The organism is Jatrophihabitans sp. (genome assembly GCA_036399055.1).
Classification (GTDB): Bacteria; Actinomycetota; Actinomycetes; order Mycobacteriales; family Jatrophihabitantaceae; genus Jatrophihabitans_A.
This window is the reverse complement of sequence record DASWNX010000030.1, coordinates 271,826-297,237: the sequence shown is the minus strand read 5'-3', so window position 1 is coordinate 297,237 and position 25,412 is coordinate 271,826. Positions and strand designations below refer to the sequence as shown.

Annotated in this window: 28 protein-coding genes and 1 tRNA gene; 9 read left to right on the top strand and 20 right to left on the bottom strand. The window is 69.5% G+C overall.

The window, feature by feature from the left end; genetic code table 11:
- Nucleotides 1–104 precede the first annotated feature (104 nt).
- Both VGB75_14195 and VGB75_14190 read right to left on the bottom strand, forming a co-directional pair.
- Nucleotides 105–1,238: a hypothetical protein gene (locus VGB75_14195; protein ID HEY0168189.1), complete on the bottom strand. Its 1,134-nt coding sequence runs from the start codon at nucleotides 1,236–1,238 to the stop codon at nucleotides 105–107.
- Between the two features lie 4 nt (nucleotides 1,239–1,242).
- On the bottom strand, nucleotides 1,243–1,443 hold the full coding sequence (locus VGB75_14190; protein ID HEY0168188.1) for a hypothetical protein: 201 nt from the start codon (nucleotides 1,441–1,443) through the stop codon (nucleotides 1,243–1,245).
- A 1,039-nt stretch (nucleotides 1,444–2,482) separates the two neighbouring features.
- Between VGB75_14190 and VGB75_14185 the strand changes: the two genes are divergently transcribed.
- The gene (locus tag VGB75_14185; GenBank protein ID HEY0168187.1) at nucleotides 2,483–3,859 is read left to right on the top strand and encodes a hypothetical protein; all 1,377 of its coding nucleotides are present in this window, start codon (nucleotides 2,483–2,485) and stop codon (nucleotides 3,857–3,859) included.
- 293 nt (nucleotides 3,860–4,152) lie between these two features.
- Here VGB75_14185 and VGB75_14180 read toward each other — a convergent pair whose 3' ends face one another.
- The gene (locus VGB75_14180) at nucleotides 4,153–6,129 is read right to left on the bottom strand and encodes an SIR2 family protein (GenBank protein HEY0168186.1); all 1,977 of its coding nucleotides are present in this window, start codon (nucleotides 6,127–6,129) and stop codon (nucleotides 4,153–4,155) included.
- 341 nt (nucleotides 6,130–6,470) lie between these two features.
- Nucleotides 6,471–6,543 (bottom strand) — tRNA-Ala (locus VGB75_14175).
- 247 nt (nucleotides 6,544–6,790) lie between these two features.
- Here VGB75_14175 and VGB75_14170 point away from each other — a divergent pair.
- Entirely contained in the window at nucleotides 6,791–7,165 is a 375-nt protein-coding gene (locus VGB75_14170; protein ID HEY0168185.1) for an HU family DNA-binding protein, read from the top strand.
- Nucleotides 7,166–7,347: 182 nt separating this feature from the next.
- Here VGB75_14170 and VGB75_14165 read toward each other — a convergent pair whose 3' ends face one another.
- Genes VGB75_14165 through VGB75_14145 form a run of 5 tightly spaced genes read right to left on the bottom strand, consistent with a single transcriptional unit; the run spans nucleotide 7,348 to nucleotide 12,618 of the window.
- On the bottom strand, nucleotides 7,348–8,784 hold the full coding sequence (locus VGB75_14165; GenBank protein ID HEY0168184.1) for a MauE/DoxX family redox-associated membrane protein: 1,437 nt from the start codon (nucleotides 8,782–8,784) through the stop codon (nucleotides 7,348–7,350).
- A gap of 13 nt (nucleotides 8,785–8,797) precedes the next feature.
- Nucleotides 8,798–9,520 (bottom strand): SCO family protein, encoded by a 723-nt coding sequence (locus tag VGB75_14160; GenBank protein HEY0168183.1) that lies wholly within the window; start codon nucleotides 9,518–9,520, stop codon nucleotides 8,798–8,800.
- Nucleotides 9,517–10,023, bottom strand: a complete 507-nt coding sequence (locus tag VGB75_14155; protein HEY0168182.1) for a copper chaperone PCu(A)C — start codon at nucleotides 10,021–10,023, stop codon at nucleotides 9,517–9,519. The genes VGB75_14160 and VGB75_14155 overlap by 4 nt, the downstream gene beginning before the upstream one ends.
- A 46-nt stretch (nucleotides 10,024–10,069) precedes the next feature.
- A complete protein-coding gene (locus tag VGB75_14150; protein ID HEY0168181.1) occupies nucleotides 10,070–11,947 on the bottom strand; it encodes a copper resistance protein CopC in 1,878 nt (625 codons plus the stop codon).
- The gene (locus VGB75_14145; protein ID HEY0168180.1) at nucleotides 11,944–12,618 is read right to left on the bottom strand and encodes a zf-HC2 domain-containing protein; all 675 of its coding nucleotides are present in this window, start codon (nucleotides 12,616–12,618) and stop codon (nucleotides 11,944–11,946) included. Before VGB75_14145 ends, VGB75_14150 begins: the two co-directional genes overlap by 4 nt.
- Before the next feature lie 126 nt (nucleotides 12,619–12,744).
- On the opposite strand from VGB75_14145, the gene VGB75_14140 reads away from it, so the two are divergent.
- Nucleotides 12,745–13,296 carry a sigma-70 family RNA polymerase sigma factor gene (locus VGB75_14140; GenBank protein HEY0168179.1) on the top strand — a complete coding sequence of 184 codons (552 nt, stop codon included), beginning with the start codon at nucleotides 12,745–12,747 and terminating at the stop codon, nucleotides 13,294–13,296.
- Between the two features lie 5 nt (nucleotides 13,297–13,301).
- Here the strand turns inward: VGB75_14140 and VGB75_14135 are convergent, their stop codons facing one another.
- From VGB75_14135 to VGB75_14125, 3 genes are read right to left on the bottom strand one after another with little or no spacing between them, the layout of a single operon-like run.
- Nucleotides 13,302–13,646, bottom strand: a complete 345-nt coding sequence (locus VGB75_14135) for a DUF3817 domain-containing protein (protein HEY0168178.1) — start codon at nucleotides 13,644–13,646, stop codon at nucleotides 13,302–13,304.
- Nucleotides 13,643–14,164, bottom strand: a complete 522-nt coding sequence (locus VGB75_14130) for a hypothetical protein (protein ID HEY0168177.1) — start codon at nucleotides 14,162–14,164, stop codon at nucleotides 13,643–13,645. Before VGB75_14130 ends, VGB75_14135 begins: the two co-directional genes overlap by 4 nt.
- A gap of 52 nt (nucleotides 14,165–14,216) precedes the next feature.
- On the bottom strand, nucleotides 14,217–14,663 hold the full coding sequence (locus tag VGB75_14125; GenBank protein ID HEY0168176.1) for a VOC family protein: 447 nt from the start codon (nucleotides 14,661–14,663) through the stop codon (nucleotides 14,217–14,219).
- A 116-nt stretch (nucleotides 14,664–14,779) separates the two neighbouring features.
- Between VGB75_14125 and VGB75_14120 the strand changes: the two genes are divergently transcribed.
- The 3 genes from VGB75_14120 (at nucleotide 14,780) to VGB75_14110 (ending at nucleotide 17,329) form a co-directional block, all read left to right on the top strand.
- Entirely contained in the window at nucleotides 14,780–15,832 is a 1,053-nt protein-coding gene (locus VGB75_14120; GenBank protein HEY0168175.1) for an FAD-dependent oxidoreductase, read from the top strand.
- Nucleotides 15,833–15,903: 71 nt separating this feature from the next.
- The gene (locus tag VGB75_14115) at nucleotides 15,904–16,428 is read left to right on the top strand and encodes a DoxX family protein (GenBank protein HEY0168174.1); all 525 of its coding nucleotides are present in this window, start codon (nucleotides 15,904–15,906) and stop codon (nucleotides 16,426–16,428) included.
- A 181-nt stretch (nucleotides 16,429–16,609) separates the two neighbouring features.
- Nucleotides 16,610–17,329, top strand: a complete 720-nt coding sequence (locus VGB75_14110) for a GAF and ANTAR domain-containing protein (GenBank protein HEY0168173.1) — start codon at nucleotides 16,610–16,612, stop codon at nucleotides 17,327–17,329.
- A gap of 60 nt (nucleotides 17,330–17,389) precedes the next feature.
- Here the strand turns inward: VGB75_14110 and VGB75_14105 are convergent, their stop codons facing one another.
- Genes VGB75_14105 through VGB75_14085 form a run of 5 tightly spaced genes read right to left on the bottom strand, consistent with a single transcriptional unit; the run spans nucleotide 17,390 to nucleotide 19,356 of the window.
- Nucleotides 17,390–17,812, bottom strand: coding sequence for an ABC transporter permease (locus VGB75_14105; GenBank protein HEY0168172.1), 423 nt, complete (start codon nucleotides 17,810–17,812; stop codon nucleotides 17,390–17,392).
- The gene (locus VGB75_14100) at nucleotides 17,776–18,123 is read right to left on the bottom strand and encodes a hypothetical protein (protein ID HEY0168171.1); all 348 of its coding nucleotides are present in this window, start codon (nucleotides 18,121–18,123) and stop codon (nucleotides 17,776–17,778) included. The genes VGB75_14105 and VGB75_14100 overlap by 37 nt, the downstream gene beginning before the upstream one ends.
- The gene (locus VGB75_14095; protein HEY0168170.1) at nucleotides 18,120–18,599 is read right to left on the bottom strand and encodes an ABC transporter ATP-binding protein; all 480 of its coding nucleotides are present in this window, start codon (nucleotides 18,597–18,599) and stop codon (nucleotides 18,120–18,122) included. The genes VGB75_14100 and VGB75_14095 overlap by 4 nt, the downstream gene beginning before the upstream one ends.
- On the bottom strand, nucleotides 18,596–18,838 hold the full coding sequence (locus VGB75_14090; protein HEY0168169.1) for an ATP-binding cassette domain-containing protein: 243 nt from the start codon (nucleotides 18,836–18,838) through the stop codon (nucleotides 18,596–18,598). The genes VGB75_14095 and VGB75_14090 overlap by 4 nt, the downstream gene beginning before the upstream one ends.
- 47 nt (nucleotides 18,839–18,885) lie before the next feature.
- Nucleotides 18,886–19,356, bottom strand: coding sequence for a hypothetical protein (locus tag VGB75_14085; GenBank protein HEY0168168.1), 471 nt, complete (start codon nucleotides 19,354–19,356; stop codon nucleotides 18,886–18,888).
- A 241-nt stretch (nucleotides 19,357–19,597) separates the two neighbouring features.
- Here VGB75_14085 and VGB75_14080 point away from each other — a divergent pair, with 241 nt between their 5' ends.
- The gene (locus VGB75_14080; protein ID HEY0168167.1) at nucleotides 19,598–19,774 is read left to right on the top strand and encodes a hypothetical protein; all 177 of its coding nucleotides are present in this window, start codon (nucleotides 19,598–19,600) and stop codon (nucleotides 19,772–19,774) included.
- Nucleotides 19,775–19,875: 101 nt separating this feature from the next.
- On the opposite strand, the gene VGB75_14075 is transcribed toward VGB75_14080, so the two are convergent.
- Nucleotides 19,876–21,234, bottom strand: a complete 1,359-nt coding sequence (locus tag VGB75_14075; GenBank protein HEY0168166.1) for an aspartate aminotransferase family protein — start codon at nucleotides 21,232–21,234, stop codon at nucleotides 19,876–19,878.
- Between the two features lie 202 nt (nucleotides 21,235–21,436).
- On the opposite strand from VGB75_14075, the gene VGB75_14070 reads away from it, so the two are divergent.
- On the top strand, nucleotides 21,437–22,648 hold the full coding sequence (locus VGB75_14070) for an MFS transporter (protein HEY0168165.1): 1,212 nt from the start codon (nucleotides 21,437–21,439) through the stop codon (nucleotides 22,646–22,648).
- A gap of 89 nt (nucleotides 22,649–22,737) precedes the next feature.
- Here VGB75_14070 and VGB75_14065 read toward each other — a convergent pair whose 3' ends face one another.
- Nucleotides 22,738–23,946, bottom strand: a complete 1,209-nt coding sequence (locus tag VGB75_14065; protein ID HEY0168164.1) for an acyl-CoA dehydrogenase family protein — start codon at nucleotides 23,944–23,946, stop codon at nucleotides 22,738–22,740.
- Between the two features lie 58 nt (nucleotides 23,947–24,004).
- Complete coding sequence (locus VGB75_14060; protein HEY0168163.1) at nucleotides 24,005–24,994, bottom strand: CoA ester lyase; 990 nt, start codon at nucleotides 24,992–24,994, stop codon at nucleotides 24,005–24,007.
- A 163-nt stretch (nucleotides 24,995–25,157) separates the two neighbouring features.
- Here VGB75_14060 and VGB75_14055 point away from each other — a divergent pair, with 163 nt between their 5' ends.
- Nucleotides 25,158–25,409, top strand: coding sequence for a hypothetical protein (locus VGB75_14055; protein HEY0168162.1), 252 nt, complete (start codon nucleotides 25,158–25,160; stop codon nucleotides 25,407–25,409).
- Nucleotides 25,410–25,412: the final 3 nt, after the last annotated feature.

Genomic DNA, 25,412 nt, shown 5'->3' with positions numbered 1-25,412 from the left:
GCGGCCGATCGACCTTGACCAGTCGATCGGCCGCGGTTCCCATCTCAGGGGCCCGTTCGTCGCCATGACAGACCGCCGGGCCACATGAACAGCAGTCAGAACTACTATCGTGTTTGCGTGAGAGGTTGGTGCCGTCGGCGCCGAAGCGGCCACCACCGGCGTCGGGCGGTGGCTCTCGTTGCTGGCTGTGGCTGAGGGCGGATGCTTGACTCATCAAGGGTCTGATCGCTGGGGCCGCTGGCGTCGGGATGCGCGTAGTCGGCGGCGTAGGCGTTGGAGCCGTAGAGCAGCCGCGCGAACTGCTCGTTTTGTTTCCGCTCGGCCTGCGAGGTGGGAGGCAGGGGCAGATGTAGCGCCGTGTACAACGTGAATCTGTTGAGGTCAGTGACCGCCATGACGGCGGCCCCCAGGCTCGCAGCGGACGTGACCGCGCCCCGGTAGGCCAAGTACGCGGCGCTGTAGGGCACAAGCGCGACCAGCAGCCACAGCCCATAGGGCCACAACAGCACGGCAGATACGAGGGTAGCGATCACAGAACTCACCGAGACACGTGCAGCAAGCTCCATTCCCTGCCGTTGGTCTCGCAGATAGACGACATGCGCTGGGTCCGCGACCAAGCCGATGTGAGTGGCCAGCTCAAGACCCGATAGGCCGTACGCGGCACCAGCGGCGAGCTCGTGCCGGCGAAGGATGTTGCCCAGGCGGGTCGGCATCACCGCTGCTGGCTCGGACGGGTATTGGTTACGGACACGCTGGTGCCCGGCCAACTCAAGCGCACTCCGAACCAGCACTGCGCGTTCGCGCTGCGGTCCGTACAGCAGCGTGTTGTTACGCACTACCGGCTCGGCCGACGTTTTGCGAAGGATCACAGTAGCTGCGTCGACCGCCTTACCATACCTAGCCAGTTCGCCGGAGATCTTTCGAGCCGCGAGCGCACGCCCGAGGCGCGTTCCCGTCCAGTAGCCCTCCATCACTTGGATCATCGAAAACTGCAGGGGATGCAGCAGCAACGCCAGTACGATTGCAGCTGCGGCGACCGCCGCCGCGTGACCGGGGTGGTCGACGAAGCTGTCAGCGGCCATTGACATGCTGGGAGCGCGCCCCGGGAGGCCGCTGACCAGCAGCCCGTACACCCACGCCGCCAGTACCAGTGACGGGACGACGCTTACCAGCCCGAAGTACCGGCCGATACTCTGGCCGGTTCCGAGCGTCAGGTCTGACGGGACAACGCTCGCCATGCTGTCACCATCCGGGATTCGCCGGCGGGAGGACTACGTGCAGCCCTACGACGCACTCCCAGTCACCGGCGACATTGCGCGTGGCCTGCTCCGTGGGGTGAAGTGAGCACATCAGCTTCTCGCCGGCCCAGTAACCATCGACCGGCTTGGCGGTCTCGGCGAGCGGGCGGTCACCAGGCAGCTTGAGCGAGGGATCTTGAGTCACTGAGCAACCCCTCCCCGTATCAAGGCCTAGTCAAGGTTCAGAGTAGGCGCGCCGAAGGTGCTCGTCGATACCCGGCGAGCCGTCCCGCGCCCTCCAGCGCGGTGGACCACGATGTGACGCATGAGTGACGAGCGGCATGGCGCGCGACCGCCTCGCCGCTTGCCCACATGGGCGCTTCCGGCAGTTGCGGTGGTGCTCGTGGCAGCAATCGGTCAAGCCGCTGGCCCGCGTGCCGCCGCCGCAGTGGTCGCCGTAGGGATGACGGTCGCGGCTTCGACGGCGTTGCGGATTTCGCTCTCGGGCTCGAAGTGGGCGCCAGTCGCACCGTTCGGCGGTGCAGCGGTCGGTGTGCTATTGCTCGCCGGTTTGTGGTGGCAAGCGTCCGAGAGCAACAGCAAGACACCCGCGTCTGCTCCCTCGCGCTCTGGTTCGGCCAGTGCGAAGGCGAGCGCCTCATCCGAGTCGGCATTACCGTCCGCCACCCCGGTCACCTCCCAGCCCACTAGGTCCGGCGCATTGCCGGTGTCATTCCGTGGACAGCGCGTCAGCGAGCAGGCGCTCGCTAATCAGGTACTACGGGGCGCTGACTTTGTCGACGCTGACCTGTCCGGACGTGATCTGACCGGACTCGATCTGCGAGCTGCTGACCTCACTGGAGCGCTGCTTATCAATGCCAACCTGACCGGTGCGCAGCTGTACGGGGCGACCTTGCGCGGTGCGGACCTCACGCACAGCTGCCTGGACCGAACCGATCTCACCGGTGCCGATCTAGCTGGAGTCGACGCGACTAACGCCTGGACGGCAACGGCCATCACGACTCCCACCGAAGTCACTCAAGCGAAGCACTGGCCTGCGCGCGGTGACCGGTCTGCATGTCCGTAACTTTTATGTGGCTAACCAATCGTTATATACCTGCACTGGTGCTTGCAGTTCGGCATTTAGACAATGCCGGGACGGAGCCTTGGCTCCAGGCATTACACGCAAGTCCCGCCCGCGTTTACAGGATAGATAGACGGGTTTGATCCGAATCGGAGAAGTTATGCTTTCCTGGAGAACATCAGCCGTTACGGGCTTCGCCACGTTCAGCTTTTTGGCTCTCGGAGCGAGCTTACTGGCGTCCCCAGCGGGAGCGGACGAGCCACAGTCCATCAGTTCCGACCCAACGGTGGTGACCGCATCGACACAGACGATCATCGTCGGTGAACCTAATCTCGTCGTAGTCGTAAACGGTAAAAGGATTTCTGCGATGCCGTTTCGGATACGGTTGATAGGTCAGGCTTCGCCGTTCGCCTACAGCCTCGACATCACCCGCCAGGTCCAATACGGCGACACGTGGACCGGCTTGTCACTCGGACGCCCAGCCAATAACGCCGACCGGTCGCTGTCGGCCATTGGCGTCAACGACCCCCTCATCGCCGGACTCATCGCGCGAGGCAACCGAGGCTCCGACCAGCAAGTGCTGTACGCCGAGACAAACTTTGAACTTGCTGCCAGGCAGATAGCCATCTGGAAATACACTAATAACCTGCCACTTGTCCCGCAGGTCGTCCCCAACGCCAGCTTGCTCGCCCGAGCGCAGCAACTCGCCGACGGCGCCTCCAACACCAACCTTCGCATACCACTCCAACCGGCGCACTACTCGATCGGAGTCTTCGTCCGCGAGACCACCGGTAACACGGTGCGCCTGGCGATCACTCTCGGCGTCGATCAGAACACGTCTCTCTCCACGCCGGCAACAATCGACCTCGAGATCGATGGCAAGCCCTGCGCTCCCAAGCCCGGCCGCCAACAGAACAAGACACATACCGACCTCTGCGAGGTCAGGACTCGAGGTCACACCCGACTCGAGCAACTCCAGGACGGCACCTACCGCATCGCCGAACAGACGGACTACGCCGAAGCCACTCACTCAACCCAGATCGCCGACGTAGATCTGCCTCGCAACACCAAGGTGGTTTCCCTGTCTGCGAACTGGGTCAACGTCACCTCCCAACCCGGTCTGGTAATGGCAGGCAACGGAGCCGCACCACCCCTGGTCACGGCAGAGAAGGCCACCATGAACTTCACAGTCAGGACTGAGCTCGACCCGGACACCTTCACTGGACCGACACAGTTGCTAAATAAGGCAGGCACTTCAGCGCTCACCCACGTCCCCACCTGGGCCATCCTCCCCGTGTTGGTCGCCGCCCTATACCTCCTCGCCCGGGCCGGCCGAGGCGTCGACCGCCTACTCATCAGCACCTGGAGGAAAATTCGGAGAAGCCGAACGCCGCCATCGTCAGGCCCACGACGATCATCGTCGAAGCCGCAACTGACCACGCCGCCCTCGCTACCCTCGACCTACCGGCGTAAGCGCCGGTCAGCATCGACGTCCTACAGTCGGCAGCTCCAGCGCAACCGAATCCCGCCGCTGTGATAGCTGCTGTGAGCTCACCCAGCCCTGACTCACCGCGGCAGCGACCGCCGGGTGGCGGGCTAGGTGATGTCGAGGTATTCCTCGTAAGCCGTACGGGTCTGAGTGCCCGGACCGGGTACAGCCCGCCAGCGCTCGGTGCCGTTGCGGCGGCCGTGTACGCCCGGTCACGAGGATGGATGTGAGAGCGCGGAAACGGCTGATCTGCTCTATAGCCTGCAGGGCACAGACCGGGTGGCAGCTCGGCAAGTCGGCCCGGCCGGGTCACCATCTGGCTGAGGGATAGGCCATCAGTGTCAGCAGAAGAATAGCTCGGCGGTCGCGGCTGGATCACCGGTGAGGAGCAGTTCAGCGCGGTTGATGACGAGACGCTGCCCTGCTCTGACGCCGGACTCACGGGCCTGCTCGGCCAGTCGGCGTTGAACAGTGGTGTCGCCGGCCGTCAGGGCCAGGCCGAGCTGGCCAAAGGCTGCCTGCAGCGGATAAGCCGACGAGGCCAGCATGGTGAAAAGTTCCCTGGCCCGCGCAGTGTCGCGGGTATGGATCCGCGCGAACTCCGCCTCCTCAAGCATGAGCAGTTGATCGGTGAACGGGTGTCCGCGGGTGTAATAGGTGACGTCAGCCGCAGAGGTCATCTGCTCACGAACCGCTCGGACGGCGGCGGCGAAGCCGGCGTCATCACCGGCGCGACGAGCCACGGTCGGCAGCACCATGTGGGCGCTGACGATGCCATCGACGAGAGCCTCGGCTGCGAAGCCGCGGACGGCGCGCTCGACGTAGCGGCGACTCTGGTCGACGTCCCCGCGCCTGACGAGCAGCGCCGACTGGATGAAATCGGCCCAGGCCACCCATCGGCTGGCCGCAAGCGGAGCATGGGGTCGCAGGTGGTTTTCCAGCGCCTCCCAGGCCTCGTCGGCGCGGTCGGCCCAGGTGAGGGCCTGGCACTCCTGGTAGGCCGCGTGGGCGATGCGAACGAGGTGATGCTCGGTGAGGGCGCGCTCGTAGGCACGCCGGGCGGTGGCCGCGGCGGCGTCGAGGGAGCCCGCCACCCGCAGCGATTCGGCGCGCAGGATGGCGTAGGTCGACACGGCGTCGCCCGATAGTGAGGAGGTTGCCTTGATGACGCGGGCGTGGTCCCCGACACGCGACAGCACAGTGAGCCGCTTGCGCTCGGCCCGCTCGCGAGCGCCCCGCGACCGCCCGGTCAGCGGCGGGATGAGCACGCCGGCCCGCAGGACACGGGCGACGGGTCGGCCGCCGTGGTTGAGCAGGTGATTGCCGAGAGCCAGGGCTGCGGCACGCGCTTGCCTGGGCGAGCGCAGCAGCTCTTCGTACTGCTGGCGTCCCCGGCGATAGGCCCCGAGCGTTCCCAAGACCGCGGTCCGCGCCCAGCGCAGATCTCCGGGCAGTCGGGTGTGCGGGAGGGCGTCGACGCGATCGGCGAAAAGGCCCCGCGCGCCAGCAGCATCCGGTTCGCCGAGCAAGCCCGTGTCGCGACACCAGACGAGGAAGTCCCAACACGGATTCGGCCAGGCAGCTGAATCGACGCTCGGCGGAGGCGCCGCAGGCCCCGGCAGCTCGAGGGCGCCCCGCGCGACGGTCTGCGGGATCAGTGATTCCTTGAAAGCGCGGTCGGCGCCCGGCAGGTCGAACCAGACCAGGCGCCGGACCCCACCGAGGATGCCGTCCCAATACGGGTGAAAGTCGAGGTCCCGACCGCTGTAGCCGAGGAAGACGGCAGTGTCGATGTCGTCGAGATCGCGACGCAGCTGCGCGAGCCAGCCCTCGTCCAGGCCGCGGACGACCTGCTCGGTGGTCGCGATCAGGTCGCCGCCGAGAGAACCGTGCGGCTTCATGACCTGGGCGCGTCCCGGCGCTGCCGGCCAGGCGCAGGCGCTCAGCGCGGGATCCACCGCGCGCTCGATGTTGTGGTCGTAGTTGACGGTCCAGACTCGCGCTCCTGCCAGCGCTAGTTCGGCGAGCGCGGTGTGCGCGGCGTTCGGCCGCACCGCGCCGAGGATGTCGGCCAGCCACGACGTCAGCGGAAAGCCGGCCGCTGAAAGCGCGTGGAGGAACGGTTCCGGGAAAAGCCCTTCGGCTGTTGCGACCTCGATCGTGACATCGTCGTTGGCGGTGTTCGGCGGCCGGACGAACTCTGCCAGATCGAGGCCGATCAGGATCTCATCCCGGATTTGATTGAAGGTCGGCAGGCTGGTCGGGGCCGGGAACGACAAGCCCGCGCCAGCGAAGACGAAGAGCCGCTCGGGATCCACCAATCACCCCCTCCTGCGGACGCCGTACGTGCCGCATAGCGTCATCACCAGGATCTCATCCAGTTAACGCCAACGAGCCCATCGGCGGAGAGCGGTGCCTGAACCTAGCTCGCCACGGATCACCTCTGACTGTGCCCCCGGCCGGGCGCCTAGCGTCTGGCACTCGCGGGTAGCGGGGGCGTCGCGGTGCGGTGCGGTGGGCGGAGCCTCAAGCGGTAGGAGGCTGCTGTTGGCCACCTCGCACGGGAGAGCTACAGGTATGGCCTCAGGCGGCGAGCAGGACACATGATGTGGGGCCCGAAAACCAACGGAGGACGACTACATGTTGTGCTGAAGATGGGTGGAGCTGAGGGGACTCGAACCCCTGACCCCCACACTGCCAGTGTGGTGCGCTACCAGCTGCGCCACAGCCCCTAACCAAACGACCCGCCCTGGTACGGCGAGCCGAGAAGTGAGTTTACACAGGGCCTAAGGCCGCCCAGCGCCGGCCCTTGAGAGGCGCGCCGCCAGCCCACAGGCGCCGACGCCCCCTTCTGACTCAGACATTCACACGCCTGCGCTGGCCAAGGCCTATGGCTCACGACGACAACCACGCCGGAAGCCAGCCGACGATCTTGAAAGCGACCCATCCGCCACGCCGAGAACCCCCGGATTTCCTGACTTGCAGCCCTCTCGGCCATACTTGGGGCGAGCCGCACCGGCCTCGCGCCGCCAACGCAAGCAACACCGCGCGGCGAGGACACTCATAAGGGAGACATTCGTGAACCGCAAGGAACTGGTGACCGCGGTCGCCGAGCACGCCGATCTCGAGCAGAAGACCGTCGACGCAGTGCTGCGCAGCCTGCAGTCCACCCTGGAAGGCGCCGTCGCCAAGGGCGACAAGGTCAGCGTCCCCGGCTTCTTCGCCGTCTCGGTCGGCAAGCGCGCCGCCCGCGAAGGACGCAACCCGGCCACCGGCGAGACCATCCAGATCGCCGCCGCCAACACGGTCAAGTTCACCGCCGGCAGCGCTCTGAAGGACGCCGCCAACAAGTAAGCATCCGGCCCACCAGTCAGCCACGCGGACTAACGCCGAACGGCTCAACAGCGCCCTGGTGGGCCACCCGAAAGCTCACGAAGAGGGCCGGCGCCCACAGGCGCCGGCCCTCTTCGCTGTCCCTGCCCAAACTGTCCCAGACCAGCAGCCCAGCCAGCAGACCAGCCCGGACAGAAGCCCCGCTAGTTGCTCGACGTCGGGCTGGCCGACCCGGTGGGAACCGGCGCCGACCTGCTGGGCGTCACCGTCGCGCTGCGGCTCGGAACCGGACTGCTCGAAGAACCGCTCGACGGCGCCCGTGACGAGCCGCTGGGCGTGGCGGTCGGCGACGGCGCCGCGGTGGACTTGGCCTTGGCCAGCGCCGAGGCGATCGCGGAGTCGACCTCGGCCACCGTCACCGATGTGTCGCCGTTGTCGTTGAGCCGCTTGCCGTCGACGAACACCGTCGGGAAGGTGTTGACGCCCCGCTTGGACGCCGCGTCGGTGACGCCTGCCACCAGCTCCTTGTGCTGGTTGGAGGTCACGCAGGTGGAGAAGGTGGCGCTGGTGATGCCCGCTTCCTTGCCCCAGGCGACCAGCTGGGAGTCCGGCTTGCCCTTGCCCGGGGCCGGCTGGTTGCCCTGCCCCGAGGCGTTCTTGCCGAACAGGATGTCGTGGAACTTCCCGAAGGCTTCGGGGCTCTGGTCGGCGGCGCAGTAACCGGCGTTGGCCGCCCGCGAGGAGTAGTCGCCGTTGGACTCGGAGTCCAGGAACGACACCATGTGGTAGTTGACCTTGACCGTGGTGGCCTTGACCTTGGCGGCGAGGTCCTTGGCCAGCCCGCTCTGCTGCACGTCGGCGCAGTCCGGGCACCCGAAGTCCTCGTAGAGGTCGACCAGCACCGGCGCCTGCTGGTTGCCGACCCGCACCCCGGTCGCGCTGGTGGCGTTGGCCGTATTGGCCTCAGAGCTGACCTCGGCGCGGCTGCCCTGCACGCCGGCCCCGATGATGGTGATCAGCAGCAGCAGCGCCAGGGTCCCGGCGGCGGTGTAGCGCTGCTTGTAGCGCAGCTCGGCCTCGGCGGCGGCCACCGCGGACCGGTGCCTGCGGATGTTCTTCTCGCTCCTGCGCTGCTTGGGGCTGAGGTCGGGCACCCGCTCGGAGTCGATGATCGCCTTGTCCAGGGACCACCTGGTCAGCGGCCACCGGATCAGGTACGCCGACAGCGCCAGCATCCCCAGGGCGCGCAGGATGTCCAGGGTGTAGGACGTCGAGGCCGAGGGCCCGCCGCCGCCGCCGAAGCAGTTGCACTCGACGTCCAGGCCCCGAGCGGCCGCCTGGAGGGTGACGATCAGGAACAGCGTCAGCAGCGTCGCGCTGAGGATCGCGGCGTAGCGGGTGAGCAGTCCGATCAGCAACAGGGCCGCCAGCACCAGCTCCAGCGTCGGCAGGCCGTAGCCGATCCCCCGGCTCAGCCACTCCGGGGTGGCGTCGTAGGCCCGCACCACCTGGACGAAGCGGCGCGGGTCACCGATCTTTGCCAGCGCGGCCCACGCCCAGAGCGCCGCGAGCAGCACCCGGACCACCAGGCCGGCCACGCTGGATTGATCTCGCCGGGTGGACAGCGCTGGGAACCTCACGTCGTAGAACCCCTTACTTGGCTTCAGCCACCAATGGCAGGTCATGGGCTAGCTGCGCGGCCCCGTTGGTGCTCTGCAGGAACGCCACTCGCGCGTAGTCGTCCGTACCATAGAGCAGCACTTGGGCGGAATGCGTCTGACCCTCGTCTTCGGCGAGCGTCACCCGGGCAGCCACCTGCGCGGCGTCGATCGCCGACTGCGTCCCCCGCAGGCCGATGAACTTGTTCGGCAGGCCGACGTCGAACTTGGTCAGGTAGTTCCTGATCACCGCCGCGCTGTCGCGCTTGACGTCGGTCGTCACGAACACCATCTGGGTCTGGGCCCGGACCGCCGCCGGCACCTGGCGCAGCCCGTTGGCGATGTCGGCCAAGGTGGTCGGGCAGACGTCGGGGCAGTGAGTGAAGCCGAAGAACAGCAGGGTCGGCTTGCCGGCCGTCTCGGCGCCGAACTTGAACTCCCGTCCCGCGGTGTCGGTGAGGGTGAACTGCGGGCGCGGGCGCGGCGGCGTCAGCTCAAGGCCCTGATAGGCGCCGCCGGTGTGGCCGATGAGCTCGCTGGGCGCCGGCTTGGCGGCGCTGCTGGAACCTCCCGGCCCGCTCGATCCGCAGCCCGCCGTCAGCAGGACGGCAAGCAGGGCGCTGACCAGGACGCCCCCAGCGCCGCTCCCTCGGGCGCCGCTCCCTCGGGTGCCGCTCCATCGGGCGCCGCTCCACCGGGCGCCGCGCGAGCGGCTCATCGAGGCGCCTGCGCGGTCGGCGCCGGCGCGGTCACCGCGATGACCGGGGCGGTCAGCAGCAGTTGCCCCGACTTGGCGAAAGTCAGCTGGAAATTGACGCTCTGACCGGCCTTGAGCGGGCCGTAGAGCTTTTCGATCATGACGTGTCCCTTACCGGGTGAGAGGGTGACGCTGCCACGCGCCGGAATGGTCAACGCGGCGCTCTGCCGCATCGAGTCGGTGTGCAGGGTGGTCAGCGCGCCGGCGCCGGACGTGACCGCCGTCAGCGACTCCGCGGCGTCCGTGGTGTTGGAGAGCGTGAAGTACGCCGCCGCGTTGATCCCGTTGGCCGGCTCTCGGACGTAGGCGCCGCTGACCACGATCGGCCCCTGCGACCCCTGCGACGCGGCGGCGTCAGCGGCGGTCGCCGTCGGCTCGGTGCCGCGAGCCAGCCCGGCCAGCCCGGTCACGGTCAGCAGGATCGCCGCGATCAACGACAACGGAAAACGCTTCACAAGAACCATGATCCCTCAGCCCGGGCAACGCCGTGCCATCGGAGCCGTCCGGCCATCAGGACACCTCGACCTTGGCCACCGCGACGGTCGAGTCGAACTCGGAGGTGCGGATGGTCAGGCTCAGCTCCCAGACGCCGGCGGCCGGAAGCAGCACGGCGGTCGAGGTGTAGTTGCCGGCTCCGGCCGCCTGCAATCGCACCGGGATCGGCCCGAGCTGCTTGGCCGGCAGGCTGGCGGTGGCGGTGACGCCGGTCGCGGGCGGGCCCCCGTTGAGCCGCACCGTGATTCGGACGTTGCCGTGCACTCCCGGCTCGACGTCGACCAGCGCCTGGGTCTGGGCGCTCACCTGGACGGTGGCGTGCCGCGGCTTGCTCTGCTCGGCTGCCAACGCCACCTTCCCCGGCGGCTGCGAGATCAGCACCGCGGTCGCGGCGAGCACCAGGGCGCCGATCGCCACCTCGCTCAGCAGCGTCCGTCTCAACCCCCGCAGCGACCCCGGCCCTGCCTCGGACGGCTCGAACGCCGGCCTCACCTCGGACGCCGGCTCAGACGCCGGCCCTGCCTCGGACGGCGACCCCGGCCCTGCCTCGGACGCCGCCCTTCGCTGGACCGCCCGCCGGGCCAGGTAACCCAGCCCGAGCACTCCCCCGAACAGCGCCACCTTGACCAGCACCAGCTGGCCGTACCGGGTGCCGGTGATCGCCTCGATCGCCCCCACCTCTCGCCACGCCTGAAGCGTGCCGGTCACCGCCAGGGTGGCGATGCAGACCAGCGCGACCTTGGAGAAGACCGGCAGAGCGGCCGACAGCTGCGCCCGATCGGCGTCGCGGTCGGCCTGCTCGCCACCGCCGCGACCGAGCCCGGCCACCAGTAGCGCCACCACGCCGCCCAGCCAGACGATCATGGCACTCAAGTGCAGGGCGTCCACCAGCACCCACAGCTCGTGCGGGCTGGACGACTGGGCGTGCCCGGTCGCGGCGAACGTGATCAGAACGCCGAACCCGAGACCGACCGCTGCCCCGGGGCTCCAGCTGGGCACTTCCCACGCACCGCCGCCGGCCAGCGCACCGCCACCGGCCAGCGCACCGCCGCCGACCAGCGCATCGTCAGGCCCCAGGTCATCGTCAGGCCCCAGGTCATCGGCCGGCACGTCGCCGCCGGCCCGCTCCTTCTCACTGAACAGCACCGTGAGCACTATCCCCAGGATGCCCAGCAGCAGCACCCGCAGCGACAGGAATTGGCCGACTTCACTGTGCAGGCTGGCGTCGAGCAGGGTGAGGTCGCCCACGCTGGCCAGCCCGGTCCCGGCGGCGTAGGGCCCCTCCAACAGGTACTCGGTGATCGCGCCGAGGCCGGCCAGGCTCCAGCCCGTCCACACCAGCGCGCGGATCGAGCGGCGGCGCCGGCCGGCCGGCCACAGCGAGAACACCAGCCAGCTGCCGCCGGCCATCCCCACCCCGGCGAAGCTGAGCCAGTGGCTGAGCGCCCGGCCGGTCTGCACCGCCGGGTCGACCGGGGCCGAAGCGGACGCCTCACCGCCGGCGCCCAGCGGGCCGTCGCCCACCACGTACCGGATGACACCCGCCACCGGGTGCGAGTCGGCCGAGGTCACCCGGTAGCTGGCCAGGTAGCTGCCCTCGCCCAGACCGGGCTGCAGCGGCGCCGAGACCGAGCTGCCCACCCCGCCGGGATGGCCGGCGGAGCCGCTGTCGACCCGCCGCCCGGTCGAGTCGGTCACCCTCAGGTAGCCCAACTCCAACCCGACCTGCTCGTTGAACCGCAGCGTCACCGCCGTCGGCGACTGGGTGAGCCTGCTGCCGTTGGCCGGATCAGAGCTCACCAGCACGGTGTGCGCCGAGGCGGGCGCGGCCCACAGCGCGCTCAGGACTGCCAGGGCCAGCACTGCCAGCAGAGCGGGCAGCAGACGCCTCACGCGGCCCCCCGGTGCCGCCACGGCAGCGAGCGGGACGAGCTGTGGCCATCGGCGCGGGTCGCCGGCCGGCCAGGGCCGGGCACTCGTTCGGCACGCGCCAGCGCGGCCACCAGCAGCAGGCCGAGCACCACCCCGGCATGGCTGCCCAGCCGGGCGCCGGTGACCGCCCCGCTCAGCAGGTCCGGCACCGACAGCACCGCCAGCACCGTCACGAACACCAGCAGGATCGGAGTGGTGCCGCCTGCCCGGGCCGGGCGCAGCGCCACCGCCAGCAGCGCGGCGCCGACCGCGACGTTCCAGGCCGCGCTCTCGTGCGCCTGGTGCGCGCCGCCCAGGTGCATCGCGGCCATGCCGATGCTCTCGCCCCACACCGCCGGCGCCGAGAGCGCCAGTTGCAGGCCGGCCAGCAGCACCAGCCCGACCTGAAGCGCGCGCCGGCGACGCCACAGCCGGGCGGCCGGCAGCCTGGCGTCGGGCAGGATCAGCTCGCTCAGATCCGGTGGGGTGTCGCCGGACACGCGCAGCAACCGCCCCGCGCGGGTAGCGGCCTCCAGCCAGGTAGAGCACTCCTGGCAACGCGCCAGATGCTCGTCCAGCACTACGCTCGGCATGTCGGTGACCTCACCGTCCAGTCGTGCCGAGGCGGCTTCTCGGTAAGGCGCACAGCTCATGCCCACCTCAGTCGGGTGCAATGGCTGTTCAGTTCCCTGCCTGTGGCCCCGGTCACGCGCGCAGGACGTCAGCGTCGACAGAGTTCACTGCCAGCGCGTCGGGTCACGCACGCAGAAGGAGAGCCGGTGCCACCGCCAGAGCAGGACCTCGACGCGATCACGCTGTCAGCGCTGCGGGCTCGCGCCGGTGACTCCGAGGCCGCCACCGCGTTCGTGCGGGCCTGCCAGGGCGATGTCTGGCGGCTTTGCGCGCATCTGGGCAGCCCCCGCGACGCCGAGGACCTGACCCAGGAGACCTTCGCCCGCGCGTTCAGCTCGCTGCACCGCTTCGCCGGCCGGTCCTCAGCACGCACCTGGTTGCTCTCGATCGCCCGGCGGGTCTGCGCCGACGCCATCCGCACTCGCCGGCCATGCACCCCGGTCGCTGAGTTGGAGCCGCCCGGACGCGGCGCTGACCCGGCCGAGACGGTGAGCCTGCGCATGCTGCTCGACAGCCTCGACCCACCGTTCCGCGAGGCCTTCACGCTGACCCAGGTGCTCGGGCTGAGCTACGCCGAGGCTGCCGAGGTGGTCGGCTGCCCGGTGGGCACAATCAGGTCCCGGGTGGCCCGCGCCCGCGACGCGCTGGTGGCCGGCCTGGGTGAGAGCGGCAGCCGGGCCGCCCGCGGCGCCGGCTGAGCGGCTCAGCCCAGGCGTGCGCGGACCTCGGCATGGGCCCGGCGTTCGGCGACGAACGAGGCGAACGGGACCGTGCCGGCCAGCATCACCAGGCCCAGCTTGAGCCAGGCCCAGCGCAGCCGGATGCCGAGGTCCAGAGCCGTCACCAGATACGCCATGAACAGAAAGCCGTGCGCGGTGCCGATCAGCGAGACCGGTCCCTCGTTGTCGGCCAGGTACTTCATCGGCAGGGCCAGGAAGACCAGCAGGATGAGCAGCACGCCGGTGAGGAAGGCCAGGATCCGGTAACGCAGGAACGCCCCGGACAGACCGCGCTGGCCGGCGGTCGTAGTGGTGCTGGTGCCCGTCACTCGGCAGCCTCTCGGTCGGCGGCGCTCAGTCGCGCCAGGTAGGCGTTGAGTCTGCGCCGCTCCGGATCGGTCTCAAGCTCGGGGCTGGGCAGCGACGGCGGGGTGTAGGCCCGATACCGGGTGGCCGGCTCGGCGGCCCGCGGCTGCTGAGCCCCGGCTGCACCGCCGTCTGCGTCCTGAGCGCCGCCGCTCTGAACCTCGCCGCTTTGAGCCTCGCCGCTTTGAGCCCCGCCGCCCTGAGCGCCGCCGTCGGGCGTCCGGGCGTCGCGCGCCTTGGCGTGCCGGTCCGGCCGCAGGTGGTCGTTGACGATGCGGAACCACATCAGCACGGTGAAGCCGACGAAGGCCCACCACTGCAGGGCGTAGGCGTAGTTGCGCAGGTCGTCGCCGCGCCGGACGGCGGCGCGCCATTGCCAGAGCCCGAGCCAGATCATCCCGGCGCACACCGCGATCGTGACGGCGTGCAGCAGCAGCCACTTGGCGTGCAGCAGCGTCAACTTGCTCGGGCGTCCGGACACGCCATCACGGTACGTGCTGGCGAAGCAGGCGAGCCAGGGCGCTCGGCAGGCTTCAGCGGTCTTGATCGGACCGGGGTCCTCGGGGCTTCCAGGCATACAGCTCCAGGGCGATGTTGTCCGGGTCGCGGAACTCCAGGATGTGGGCTACCCCGATGTCCTTGACTCCGGCGTGCGCCACCCCCATCTCCTCCAGCGACCGGGCAAAGCCCTCCAGGTCGCTGAGGCCCTCCACCAGAAAGCTGAGGTGGTCCAGCCCCACCCGGCTCTCGTCGAACCGGTCGCCGGCCGGCGCGCCCGGACGGAGTCCGAACAGGGCCGTTCCGACCCGGTAGATCACGCCGCCGTAGAGGAAGCTCAGCCGCTCGAGGGTCGCCTCGTCGGCGCCTTCGGGCGCCTCCAGGGCGACCGGCATCCCGAACACCTGCTCGTAGAAGGCCCGGGACCGTCCGATGTCAGTCACGGTCAGACGGACGTGGGAGTAGGCGGTCGTGATGGACATCTGGTGATCATGTCATCGCCGCGACGGCACGGGGGCTGGATCACGCGGGCTGGATTCAGCCCTGGCGGGCGCCGGCAGACGTGCGCTGCCGGGCGGGCGGCTGGCAGGCTTGTCGAATGGACCCGGTGATCGTGATCGGCGCGGGAATCGCCGGCATCTCGTGCGCCCGGGCGCTTGCCGACGCCGGCCTGGCGACGCTGGTGCTCGAGCGCGATCAGCGCCCGGGCGGGCGGATGGCCAGCGCTGAGTGCGCCGGGCGCCCGGTCGACACCGGCGCCTCGTACTTCACGGTCTCCGACGACCGATTCGAGGCGGTGGTGCGGGACTGGCAGCGGCGCGGCCTGGCCCGGCCCTGGACCGACACCTTCGAGGTCTACGCCGACCGGACCTGGCGTCGCAGCAGCGGCCCGCTGCGCTGGGCCGCCGACGCCGGTCTGCAGACGCTGGTGCAGGACCTGGCTGACACCGCGGACGTGCGGGTCGAGCGGACCGAGGCCCGGCTGGTGTCCCCCGGTGGCTCGGGACGGCTGGCGGTGGACGGCCGGCCAGCGGCCGCGGTGGTGCTGGCGATGCCTGACGCGCAGGCCAGGGCGATCCTGCACCCGGATCTGGCCGCCGAGCGGGCCGGGCTGCACGCGCGGTTCGAGCCGGTGCTGGCGCTCAGCGCGGGCTGGCCGGAGCGGAGCTGGGCCCAGCTGGACGGCGTCTTCGTCAACGGCGACGAGCGGCTGTCCTGGATCGCCGACGACGGCAGCCGGCGCGGTGACGGGGCGCCGGTGCTGGTCGCCCATTCCACCCCGTCCTGGGCGGCGAGTCAGCTCGAGCAGCCAGGCCGGCCCGCGCAGTCCGACCAGTCCGCCGAACCAGCCGGGGCCGCCGAGGCCGCCGAGGCCGCCGAGGCCGCCGAGGCCGCCGGGGCCGCCGGGGCCGCCGAGGCGATGCTGCAGGCGCTGAGCGAGGTGCTCGGAATCACCACGCCCCCGTCCTGGACGCGCCTGGACCAGTGGCTGCACGGCAAACCAGCCGCTGGACGGGCGGCCTGCTTTCAGCTGTGGCCGAGCCTGGTCGGCGTCTGCGGCGACAGCTGGTCGCAGCGGCCGCGGGTGGAGGCTGCGTTCCTGTCCGGCCTGCGGCTCGGCGAGGCGTTGGCAGCCCGGCTGCCACGGTGAGGCGCCGGGCGCTGAGGCTGGGAACCGGGGGTGAGGTGACACTCCTTGTCCGGAGTTGGCATGATGGTCACATGCTTCTGGTACGCGCGCTCGCCCGTCCTCTGCTCGCCGCCTCCTTCGTCACCGGTGGCGTCAGCACCCTGCGTAAGCCGGCCCGAGGGGTGGCCGCCGCCGACCGGGTGGTGGCTCCTCTGATCAGCCGGGTGCCGCAGCTGTCCAACACCGAGCAGGTGGTCAAGATCGACGCCGCCGCCAAGGTGGTCGCCGGCGCCATGTTCGCCACCGGCAGGCTCCCTCGCCTGTCGGCTGCCGTGCTGGCCGCCAGCCTGGTGCCGACCACGATCGCCGATCACCCGTTCTGGGAGGAGCGCGACCCGATCCGGCGCACCCAGCAGAGACACCAGTTCATGAAGAGCGCCGGGCTGCTCGGTGGGCTGCTGCTCGCTGCCGTCGACACCGAAGGCCGGCCCTCGCTGGGTTGGTGGGCCCGACGCACCCCGCAGGTTCTCGGCCACGCCGCCACCGGCCTGCGTCGCGACACCGAGCTCGCCCTGCAGTCGGCGAGCCACACGCTGCGGGACAAACTGCCGGTCTGAGGTCGCGCTAGCCGCGGCACGCCTCTCCGCTTTGTCGGTTCACCGGCGGAGTAAGGTGACCACTAGGTTAAAAAAACCTACCCTTCTCGGCAGTACATTCCAGTGAATCCTCCTGGGCCGTGCCAAATGAATGAGGATCCGTGACCAACACTGCCGTCCCACCTGTCGTCAGCGCGATCTCATGACCGCGGGACAGACACTGCAGGACCTCGTCGAGGCGTTCACCAGCCTTGAGCCGCACCTGCTGGAACCGGGCCCCACCGACGACGTGCTGCAGACCATCACCAGCAAGGGCGTGCGAGTGGTCCCAGGCGCGGAGCATTCGGCGATCACCCGCGGCCGGCCAGGGAACTTCAAGACGGTGGCGGCGACCAGCGACCTGCCTTTGAAGGTTGACTCCATCCAGTACGAGTTCGGCTACGGTCCCTGCGTCGACGCGATCATCGACAACACCACCTACGTCACCGGCGACCTCCCCAGCGAGGAACGCTGGCCCGGCTTCGGCAAACGTGCCGCCGAGGAACTCGGTGTGATCAGCATGCTGTCGTTCCGGATGTTCCTGGAAGACGACGACCTGATCGCGGGCCTCAATTTCTATTCCAGCAAGCCGGACGCCTTCGATGAGCACGCCCAGACGATCGGTTTGCTGCTGGCCACCCACGGCGCGCTGGCCCTGTCTGCGCTGCGCCGCGGCGAGACGGCCGCCCACCTGGCCCGGGCCCTGTCCAGCAACCGCGAGATCGGCGTGGCGATGGGCGTGTTGATGGCACAGCACAAGATCAGCCGGGACCAGGCCTTCGACCTGCTGCGCATCACCAGCCAGCACACCCACCGCAAACTATCCGACATCGCCACCGACGTCGCCGACACCGGCACCCTGGAACTGCCCCGACTCCAGTAAGCCGCCCCCCGGCTGCAGTAGGCCGCCCCCCGGCTGCCCGACGTCGGCTGGGTCCCGGTCTCAGGAAGTGCGGCGGCGCAGGGTCGCCGCGCCGAGGGCCAGCGCGGCCAGGACGCAGCCGATCACCACGGCGATATCGCGCAACAGCACGAAGTCCACGACGCCTTGCCGGACCCGGGTCATCCCCTCGACCGCGTAGGACAGCGGCATCGCGTTGCTGATCCAGCGCAGCACGTCCAGCATGTGCGAGCGGGGTGTCAGCAGCCCGCACAGCAAGAACTGCGGCAGGACCACGGCCGGCAGGAATTGCACGGCCTGGAACTCGGTCGCGGCGAAAGCGCTGACCAGCAGTCCCAGCGCCATGCCCAGCAGCGCGCTGGCCAACGCCAGCGCCAGGACCCAACCGAGCCCGGCGGGGGCGTCCAGGCCCAGCCAGCCGAAGGCGATCAGCGAGACGACCCCGACTTGGACGACGGTGGCCACCGCGAAGGCAGCCGCGTAGCGATCAACAGGTCCAGCTTGGCCAACCGGGTGGTGAACAGCCGCTCCAGGGTTCCGCTGGTCCGTTCGCGCAGCATCGCCACCGAGGTCACCAGGAACATCGTCGTGAACGGGAAGATGCCCAGCAGCGACAGGCCGATGCTGTCGAAGGTGCGCGGTGAGCCGTCGTAGACGTAGCGCAGCAGGATCATCAGGACGCTGGGCGCCACGACCAGCAGGGCGAGGGTGCGGTGGTCACCCCGCAACTGCCGTAGCACCCGGCGGGCGGTGGCCGCGGCCACTGCCGGGTTCATGAGAGCTGCCCAGGTTGGGACACCAGCCGCAGAAATGCCTCTTCGAGGTCCTGCGCACCGGTCTGGCGCCGAACGGCGGCCGGTGTGTCGTCGGCGTAGAGGCGCCCGTCGCGCAACAGCAGCAACCGATCGCATCTGGCCGCCTCGTCCATCACATGGCTGCTCACCAGGACGGTGCTGCCGCTGCCGGCCAGGTCGTGGAACAGCTTCCACAGATCCCGTCGAAGCGCCGGGTCCAAGCCCACGGTCGGCTCGTCGAGCACCAGCAACGCCGGTGACCCGACCAGCGCGCACGCCAGCGACACCCGGGCCCGCTGACCGCCGGACAGCTGATCCACCCGGTCGCCGGCCCGATCGGTGAGATCGACCGAGGCCAGCACCTCATCGATCCGGTCCGCGCCCGCGGTCAGCGCGGCGAAGTAGCGAAGGTTGTCGTGCACCGACAGGTCGGCGTACACCGACGGCGCCTGCGTCATGTACCCGATCCTGGTGCGCAAACCCCGATCGCGGCCGGCATTCCCAGCACCGTCACCCTGCCGGAGCGCACCTTCTGCACGCCCACGATGCTGCGCAGCAGGGTGGTCTTGCCGCCACCGCTGGGTCCGAGCAGGCCGCTGACCTGACCGGCCGGCACGGCGCAACTCAGTCCGAAGAGCACCTGACGCCGGCCCCGGAACACGACCAGGTCCTCGACGGCGACCGCGGCCTCAGCCATGCGCGGTTCCCGGACTCGACACGGACTCGCCCCTTGCACGCCGTAGGTCAGGCCCTGGTCAGCCGGTCCAGCACCGCGGCGGTGACGACCCCGTAGGCCAGATGCGGCACGGCGTCGGCTGCCCAGTCCGCGGCCGACCAGGACCGTGGATCGGTGACTCCCAGGATGGTCATCGGAGCGTTTCCCGCGACCAGGGCGCCGGCCGCGGCGGCGGCCGTGCCGGCGACCAGGCTCGGCCGCCAGCCTGCCGCTCGGGCCAGGCCGAGCAGCGCGCCCACTCCCACGCCGGCGGCGAGTCCCAGCAGCGGGCCCAGCCCTGCCACCCGGTTGGCGCGGGCGTCGCCGTCTCCGGGAATGCTCACGTGCGCCCGCGTCGCCAGCGCCTGGACGCTGTCCTCGGGAGTGCTGCTGGTCGGACGTCCGCGGATCGCCATGTCGAGATAGGTGACGGTGTTCAAAGTGGTGGTCCCAGCGGCGCCAGCGGCAGCGCCGAGGAGCAGACCGGTCGGCAGCTTCATGCATTGACGCTATCCACCGACGTGGACGGCGGCAACCAGCCGCGACCCCGGCGTCGAGCAGGCGGGCGCGGGCAAGGTTGCGCTCGCCCACCGTGGGGAGTAAGCCTAGAGGCCTGTTTCGGCGATAAGAGCCCAAGAAGCGTTCTCGCGTCCGCCGAGTGCACTCGCCGAGAAGCCGCGAGCTGACCTGAGTCCGGACGTCCGCGCACGTTCTGGACCACGCCCTCCGCCGGAGAACCCCATGGCGCTGTCGGAAGAAGAGAACTCCCAGCTGGCCGAAACAGAGCAGGAGCTGGCCGCCGACCGGATGCTGAGCTGGCTGTTCACAGCGGCGTTCACACCGCTCACGCCGGACCAGCCCGCACCGGGCCCGGCGCGGCGGATGCTGTGCTCTCGACCACCGCGTCGACGCCGCTGACCCCGGGGCACACCGCAGCCGTCGGCGACCGGCCGCGGCGGCCGGCGCCGATGGTGCTTGAGGTGGCCCGGCTCTGCTCGCCGAGGACCGGCTCTGGCGGTTCAGCCCGTGTAGTGGTGGCCGACCGCGGTCAGCGCCTTGTCGACGGCGGCCAGTCCCTCGCGCATCTCCGTGTCGGTGATGGTGCACGGCGGCACCACGTGCAGCCGGTGGTAGTTGGTGAAGGGCAGCACGCCATTGGCCTTGAGGGCACCGACCAGCTCTGACATCGCCGGCGAGCTGCCGCCGTAGGGGGCCAGCGGCTCGCGGGTGGCCCGGTCGGTGACCAGGTCCAGCGCCCAGAACACCCCGAGCCCGCGCACCTCACCGATCATCGGATGCCGCTCGGCCAGCTCACGCAGTCCCGGGCCGAGCACCTGCTCGCCGATCCGGGCCGCGTTCTCGACGATGCGCTCCTCGGTCATCGCGGCCATGCTGGCCACCGCGGCCGCGCACGCCAGCGGATGCCCTGAGTAGGTCAGACCGCCGGGAAAGGCCCGCTCGTCGAAGGTCCGGCAGATCTCGGAGGAGATGATCACGCCGCCCAGCGGGACGTAGCCGGAGTTCACACCCTTGGCGAAGGTGATCAGATCCGGCGTGACGTCGTAGTTGTCGACGGCGAACCACCTGCCGGTCCGGCCGAAGCCGCACATCACCTCGTCGGCGATGTAGACGATGCCGAACCGGTCGCACAGCTCGCGCACGCCCTGCAGGTAGCCCGGCGGCGGCGGCATGATGCCCGCGGTGCCGGGGACGGTCTCCAGGATGATCGCGGCGATGGTGGCCGGCCCCTCGAAGCCGATCACCTGCTCCAGGTGCTCCAGCGCGCGCTCGCACTCCTCGGCCTCGGTGCTGGCGTGGAAGGCCGAGCGGTACAGGAACGGGCCGAAGAAGTGCACCGCGCCGCTGGCGCCGAGGTCGTTGGGCCAGCGCCGCGGGTCACCGGTCAGGTTCACCGCGGTCTGGGTGCCGCCGTGATAGCTGCGATAGGTCGAGAGCACCTTGTTGCGTCCGGTGTGCAGCCGGGCCATCCGCACGGCGTACTCCACCGCTTCGGCGCCGGCGTTGGTGAAGAACACCTTCGCCATGTTCTGCGGCGCCCGCTCGATGATCATCTTGGCTGCCTCGCCGCGAGCGGCGTTGGCGTGCTGCGGAGCGACCGTGCACAGCAGGTCGGCCTGCTCCTTGATCGCGGCGACCACCTTGGGGTGCTGATGGCCGATGTTGGTGTTCACCAGTTGCGAGCTCAGGTCCAGCAACCGGTTGCCGTCGCCGTCGGTGACGTAACTGCCGGCCGCCTCGGTGATCACCAGCGGCTTCAGGGCTGCCTGCGCTGACCAGGAGTGGAAAACGTACTGTCGATCGAGTGCGAAGGTGGTCTCGGCGGTCATGTCGGATTCCTGTCTGGCGCTACGCCTTATAGGTTGCGGCGGCGATCGTCTGACTGCAGCGGACGCGCCACCCCACGTTCGGTGATCGTAGAGAGTTTGCCGGCGGTGGCGTCAAGGAGGCAGCCGCGCCACCGCGCTGCCACTGCCCTGATCGCGACGACTGAGCACCTGAACGCGACGACTAAGCACCTGAACGCAACGACTGAGCACCTGATCGGAACGGCTGAACCCCTTGATCGCGACGACTCCACAGCGGCCCGGCCGGCTCCGCCGGGCTCGGACAGCCACCTCGCTGGTCTTCGCCTTCAACGGCCTGCTGTTCGCCGCCTGGGTGCCGCACATCCCCGAGGTCAAGCACCAGCTGGGCCTGAGCGACGCCTCCCTGGGCCTGGCGCTGCTGGGCCCGGCCGTCGGCTCGGTCATCTCGATGCCGGTGATCGGGCGGGCCACCACCCGGTACGGCAGCGGCAAGGTCACCGCGGTGCTGGCCTTCGCCACCTACCTGGCCATCAGCGGCCCCGGGCTGGCGCGCGACCTGCCCGAGCTGTTCGCGGCGCTGGTGCTCTGGGGAGTCGTCACCGGCGGACTGGACGTGGCGATGAACTCCCAGGCCGTCCAGATCGAGACCAGCTACCAGCGCCCGATCATGTCCAGCTTCCACGCCTACTGGAGCATCGGCACGGTGCTGGGCACGGTGCTGGGCAGCCTCGGCGCCGGCATCGGGCTGTCGCTGGCCGGCCAGCAGGCGGGGCTGGCGGTGCTGCTGGCGCTGGTCACCGGCTGGTGCGTGCGCCAGTTCATCGGCGATCACCCGCCGCAGGAGTACCAGGGCGGCAAGCGGGTCTTCCAGTGGCGGTTGGTGCTGCTGGGCCTGGCCGGGGTCTGCGCGCTGCTGGCCGAGGGCAGCGCCGCGGACTGGTCGCCGGTGTACCTGCGCGATGACCTGCAGGTCTCGCCGGGCCAGGCCGGCATCGCCTTCGGCGCGTTCACGGTGATGATGACCGTCGGCCGGCTGACCGGGGACCGGCTGGTGCTGGCGCTGGGCCGGTCCAGGAGCCTCAGCCTGCTGGCCGGCATCGGCGCGGCGGGCATGAGCGCCGGCCTGATCAGCGACACCCTGATCGGCTCGTCCATCGGCTTCGCCTGCCTGGGGCTGGGCCTGTCGGTGATGGTCCCGGTGATCTTCTCCACCGCCGCCGACGGGCCGGGAGCGGCCGGGCCGAAGCTGGCGCTGGTGTCCAGCTTCAGCTACCTCGGCTTCTTGCTCGGACCGGCCTCGCTGGGTCCGCTGGCCCACGCCACCTCGGTGCATGTGGCGCTCTGGGTGCTGCCGAGCTTCGCCGCGCTGGCGGGCGTGCTGGGCGTGATCGCGGTCCGGATGACGGCCCGCCTCTCCGCTGCCGCCGCCTCGGAGGCATTGTGCGGCCCGAATCCGCGCTCGTGAGTGCTTGAACCGCGGATTCAGGCCGCACAATGCCGACCTGGGCACAATGCCAACCCGGGCACAATGCCAACCCGGGCCGGCGGGCCAGCTCAGGCCCGGTACTCCTTGAGCAGGCCGCGGCTGATGATGGTCTTCTGGATCTCTGAGGTGCCCTCGCCGATCAACAGGAACGGCGCCTCGCGCATCAGCCGCTCGATCTCGTACTCCTTGGAGTAGCCGTAGCCGCCGTGGATCCGGAAGGACTCCTGGGTCACCTCGGCGCAGTACTCGCTCGCCAGCAGCTTGGCCATACCGGCCTCGACGTCGTTGCGCTGGCCGGCGTCCTTCAGCCTGGCCGCGTTGACCATCAGCAGGTGGGCGGCCTCGACCTTGGTGCCCATCTCGGCCAGCTTGAAGGCGATCGCCTGGTGCTCGGCGATCTTCTTGCCGAAGCTCTTGCGCTGCTGGGCGTAGTCGATGGCCAGCTCGAAGGCCCGGATCGAGATGCCGCAGGCCCGGGCGGCGACGTTGACCCGGCCGACCTCGACGCCGTCCATCATCTGGTAGAAGCCCTGGCCCCGCTTGTCCGGCCCGCCCAGCACGTCCTCGGCGGCCACCGCGACGTTGTCCATGATCATCTCGGTGGTCTCGACGCCCTTGTAGCCCATCTTCTCCAGCTTGCCGGGGATCCGCAGGCCAGGCCGGGTCTCACCGAAGCCCGGCTCCTTCTCGATGAGGAAGGTGGTCATGTTGCGGTAGACCGAGCTCTCCGGGTCCCCCGCCGAGACGTCGTCCTTGACCAGCGTCGCCACCACCCTGGACCGGGCGCCGTTGGTCAGCCACATCTTCTGCCCGTTCAGGCGGAAGCCGTCCCCCTCGGCAGTGGCCCGGGACTTGATGGCGGCCACGTCGGACCCGACGTCCGGCTCGGACATCGAGAACGCGCCGCGCACCTCGCCGGCGGCCATCTTGGGCAGCAGCCGCTGCTTCTGCTCGTCGGTGCCGTGCCGCATCAGCATGTAGGCCACGATGAAGTGGGTGTTGATGACGCCCGAGACACTCATCCAGCCGCGGGCGATCTGCTCCACGACCAGGGCGTAGGTGAGCAGCGACTCGCCCAGGCCGCCGTACTCCTCGGGGATCGTCAGCCCGAACAGCCCCATCTCAGCCATTCCCTTGACGATCTGCTCGGGGTACTCGTCGGCGTGCTCGAGGTCGTGGACGTTGGGCAGGATCTCCTTGTCGACGAAGCCGCGGACGGTCGACAGGATCTCCTTCTGGAGGTCGCTGAGACCGGCGGTCTGAGCAAGACGAGCCATGGCGATACCTCTTTCGACGACAAGCACGGGTCCAGCGGGCGGAACTGCTTCGGGTGGCTCAGCTCTGCGGCGGGGTGAAGGCCGAGGTCCGCGACATCCCGGCGGCCCGGCCCTTGGCCGCGATCACCAGGGCCATCTTGCGCGAGGCCTCATCGATCATCTCGTCCCCGATCATGGCCGAGCCCTTCAGGCCCCCGGCTTCGGAGGTGTAGTAGTCGTAGGCGTCCAGGATCAGCTCGGCGTGGTCGTAGTCGTCCTGGCTGGGCGCGAAGATCTCGTTGGCGGCGTCGATCTGACCCGGGTGCAGCACCCACTTGCCGTCGAAGCCGAGGGCGGCCGAGCGTCCTGCCACCCGCCGGAACCCCTCGACATCGCGGATCTGCAGGTACGGGCCGTCGATGGCCTGCAGGTCATGGGCCCGGGCCGCCATCAGGATCGACATCAGGATGTGGTGGTAGGCGTCGCCCACGTCGTAGCCGGGCGGCTGCTCTCCGACCACCAGTGAGCGCATGTTGATCGAGGCCATGAAATCGGCCGGTCCGAAGATCAGCGTCTGAATCCGCGGCGAGGCCTGGGCGATCTCATCGATGGCCAGCAGGCCGCGGGCGTTCTCCAGCTGGGCCTCGATGCCGATCCGGCCGACCGGCAGGCCGACGGTCTTCTCGATCTGGGTCAGCATCACATCGAGCCACTGCACCTGGGCCGCGCTCTGCACCTTGGGCAGCATGATCGCGTCCAGGTTGGCGCCGGCGCCCTCGACCACCTCGATCACGTCGCGGTAGGTCCAGTGGGTGGTCAGGTCGTTGACCCGCACCACCCGCAGCTTGTCGCCCCAGCCGCCCTCGTTCAGGGCCGCCACGATGTTCTTGCGGGCGCCGGGCTTGGCCAGCGGCGCGCAGGCGTCCTCGAGGTCGAGGAAGACCTGGTCGGCCGGCAGGCCCTTGGCCTTCTCCAGGAAGCGCGGGTTGGAACCGGGCACTGCCAGGCAGGACCGGCGCGGGCGCAGCGGTTGAGGCTGAGTGGCAGGCGGCGAGTCGGAAGCGGTCATAGCTGCTGAGAATGCCACCGGCGGCGGCGACCGTGCCGGGCGATGTTCGCGGTGTCACACCCCTTGTGGAGTCTCGCAACAGACATCCGCTGGATATCGCTTAGTTATCGCATTATTTGTATATTAATGACGAATCATACTTTTACTCCTATAAGGAGCCACCATGAAGCTTGGCGCCCGTCCCCGGATCGCGCTCGCGACAACCGTCCTCGCCCTCAGCACTCTGATGGGGCCGGCCACCTCGGCGGGTGCGGCTTATCCGATCTGCGAACCGGATCACTGCGACATGCTGATGGAGTTTTACTCCGACGCCACCTACACCGTCCGGGTCGGTGAATACGGCTCGGAGGTGTGCGGGTACATCGAGTGGGGTTACCGCACTCAGTACGCCAAGGGCTTCCGCAGATACTGCTAGGCC

Excerpts from the sequence above, each read along its gene's own strand:
- VGB75_14125 (HEY0168176.1), bottom strand. The coding sequence starts at position 14,663 with ATGTCCATCACGACCGCCTACTCCCACGTCCGTCTGACCGTGACTGAC.
- VGB75_14160 (HEY0168183.1), bottom strand. The coding sequence starts at position 9,520 with ATGAGCCGCTCGCGCGGCGCCCGGTGGAGCGGCGCCCGATGGAGCGGC.
- VGB75_14090 (HEY0168169.1), bottom strand. The coding sequence starts at position 18,838 with ATGGCTGAGGCCGCGGTCGCCGTCGAGGACCTGGTCGTGTTCCGGGGC.
- VGB75_14115 (HEY0168174.1), top strand. The coding sequence starts at position 15,904 with ATGCTTCTGGTACGCGCGCTCGCCCGTCCTCTGCTCGCCGCCTCCTTC.
- VGB75_14080 (HEY0168167.1), top strand. The coding sequence starts at position 19,598 with ATGGCGCTGTCGGAAGAAGAGAACTCCCAGCTGGCCGAAACAGAGCAG.
- VGB75_14085 (HEY0168168.1), bottom strand. The coding sequence starts at position 19,356 with ATGAAGCTGCCGACCGGTCTGCTCCTCGGCGCTGCCGCTGGCGCCGCT.
- VGB75_14145 (HEY0168180.1), bottom strand. The coding sequence starts at position 12,618 with ATGAGCTGTGCGCCTTACCGAGAAGCCGCCTCGGCACGACTGGACGGT.
- VGB75_14185 (HEY0168187.1), top strand. The coding sequence starts at position 2,483 with ATGCTTTCCTGGAGAACATCAGCCGTTACGGGCTTCGCCACGTTCAGC.
- VGB75_14060 (HEY0168163.1), bottom strand. The coding sequence starts at position 24,994 with ATGACCGCTTCCGACTCGCCGCCTGCCACTCAGCCTCAACCGCTGCGC.
- VGB75_14195 (HEY0168189.1), bottom strand. The coding sequence starts at position 1,238 with ATGGCGAGCGTTGTCCCGTCAGACCTGACGCTCGGAACCGGCCAGAGT.
- VGB75_14065 (HEY0168164.1), bottom strand. The coding sequence starts at position 23,946 with ATGGCTCGTCTTGCTCAGACCGCCGGTCTCAGCGACCTCCAGAAGGAG.
- VGB75_14100 (HEY0168171.1), bottom strand. The coding sequence starts at position 18,123 with ATGAACCCGGCAGTGGCCGCGGCCACCGCCCGCCGGGTGCTACGGCAG.
- VGB75_14055 (HEY0168162.1), top strand. The coding sequence starts at position 25,158 with ATGAAGCTTGGCGCCCGTCCCCGGATCGCGCTCGCGACAACCGTCCTC.
- VGB75_14120 (HEY0168175.1), top strand. The coding sequence starts at position 14,780 with ATGGACCCGGTGATCGTGATCGGCGCGGGAATCGCCGGCATCTCGTGC.
- VGB75_14110 (HEY0168173.1), top strand. The coding sequence starts at position 16,610 with ATGACCGCGGGACAGACACTGCAGGACCTCGTCGAGGCGTTCACCAGC.
- VGB75_14095 (HEY0168170.1), bottom strand. The coding sequence starts at position 18,599 with ATGACGCAGGCGCCGTCGGTGTACGCCGACCTGTCGGTGCACGACAAC.
- VGB75_14155 (HEY0168182.1), bottom strand. The coding sequence starts at position 10,023 with ATGGTTCTTGTGAAGCGTTTTCCGTTGTCGTTGATCGCGGCGATCCTG.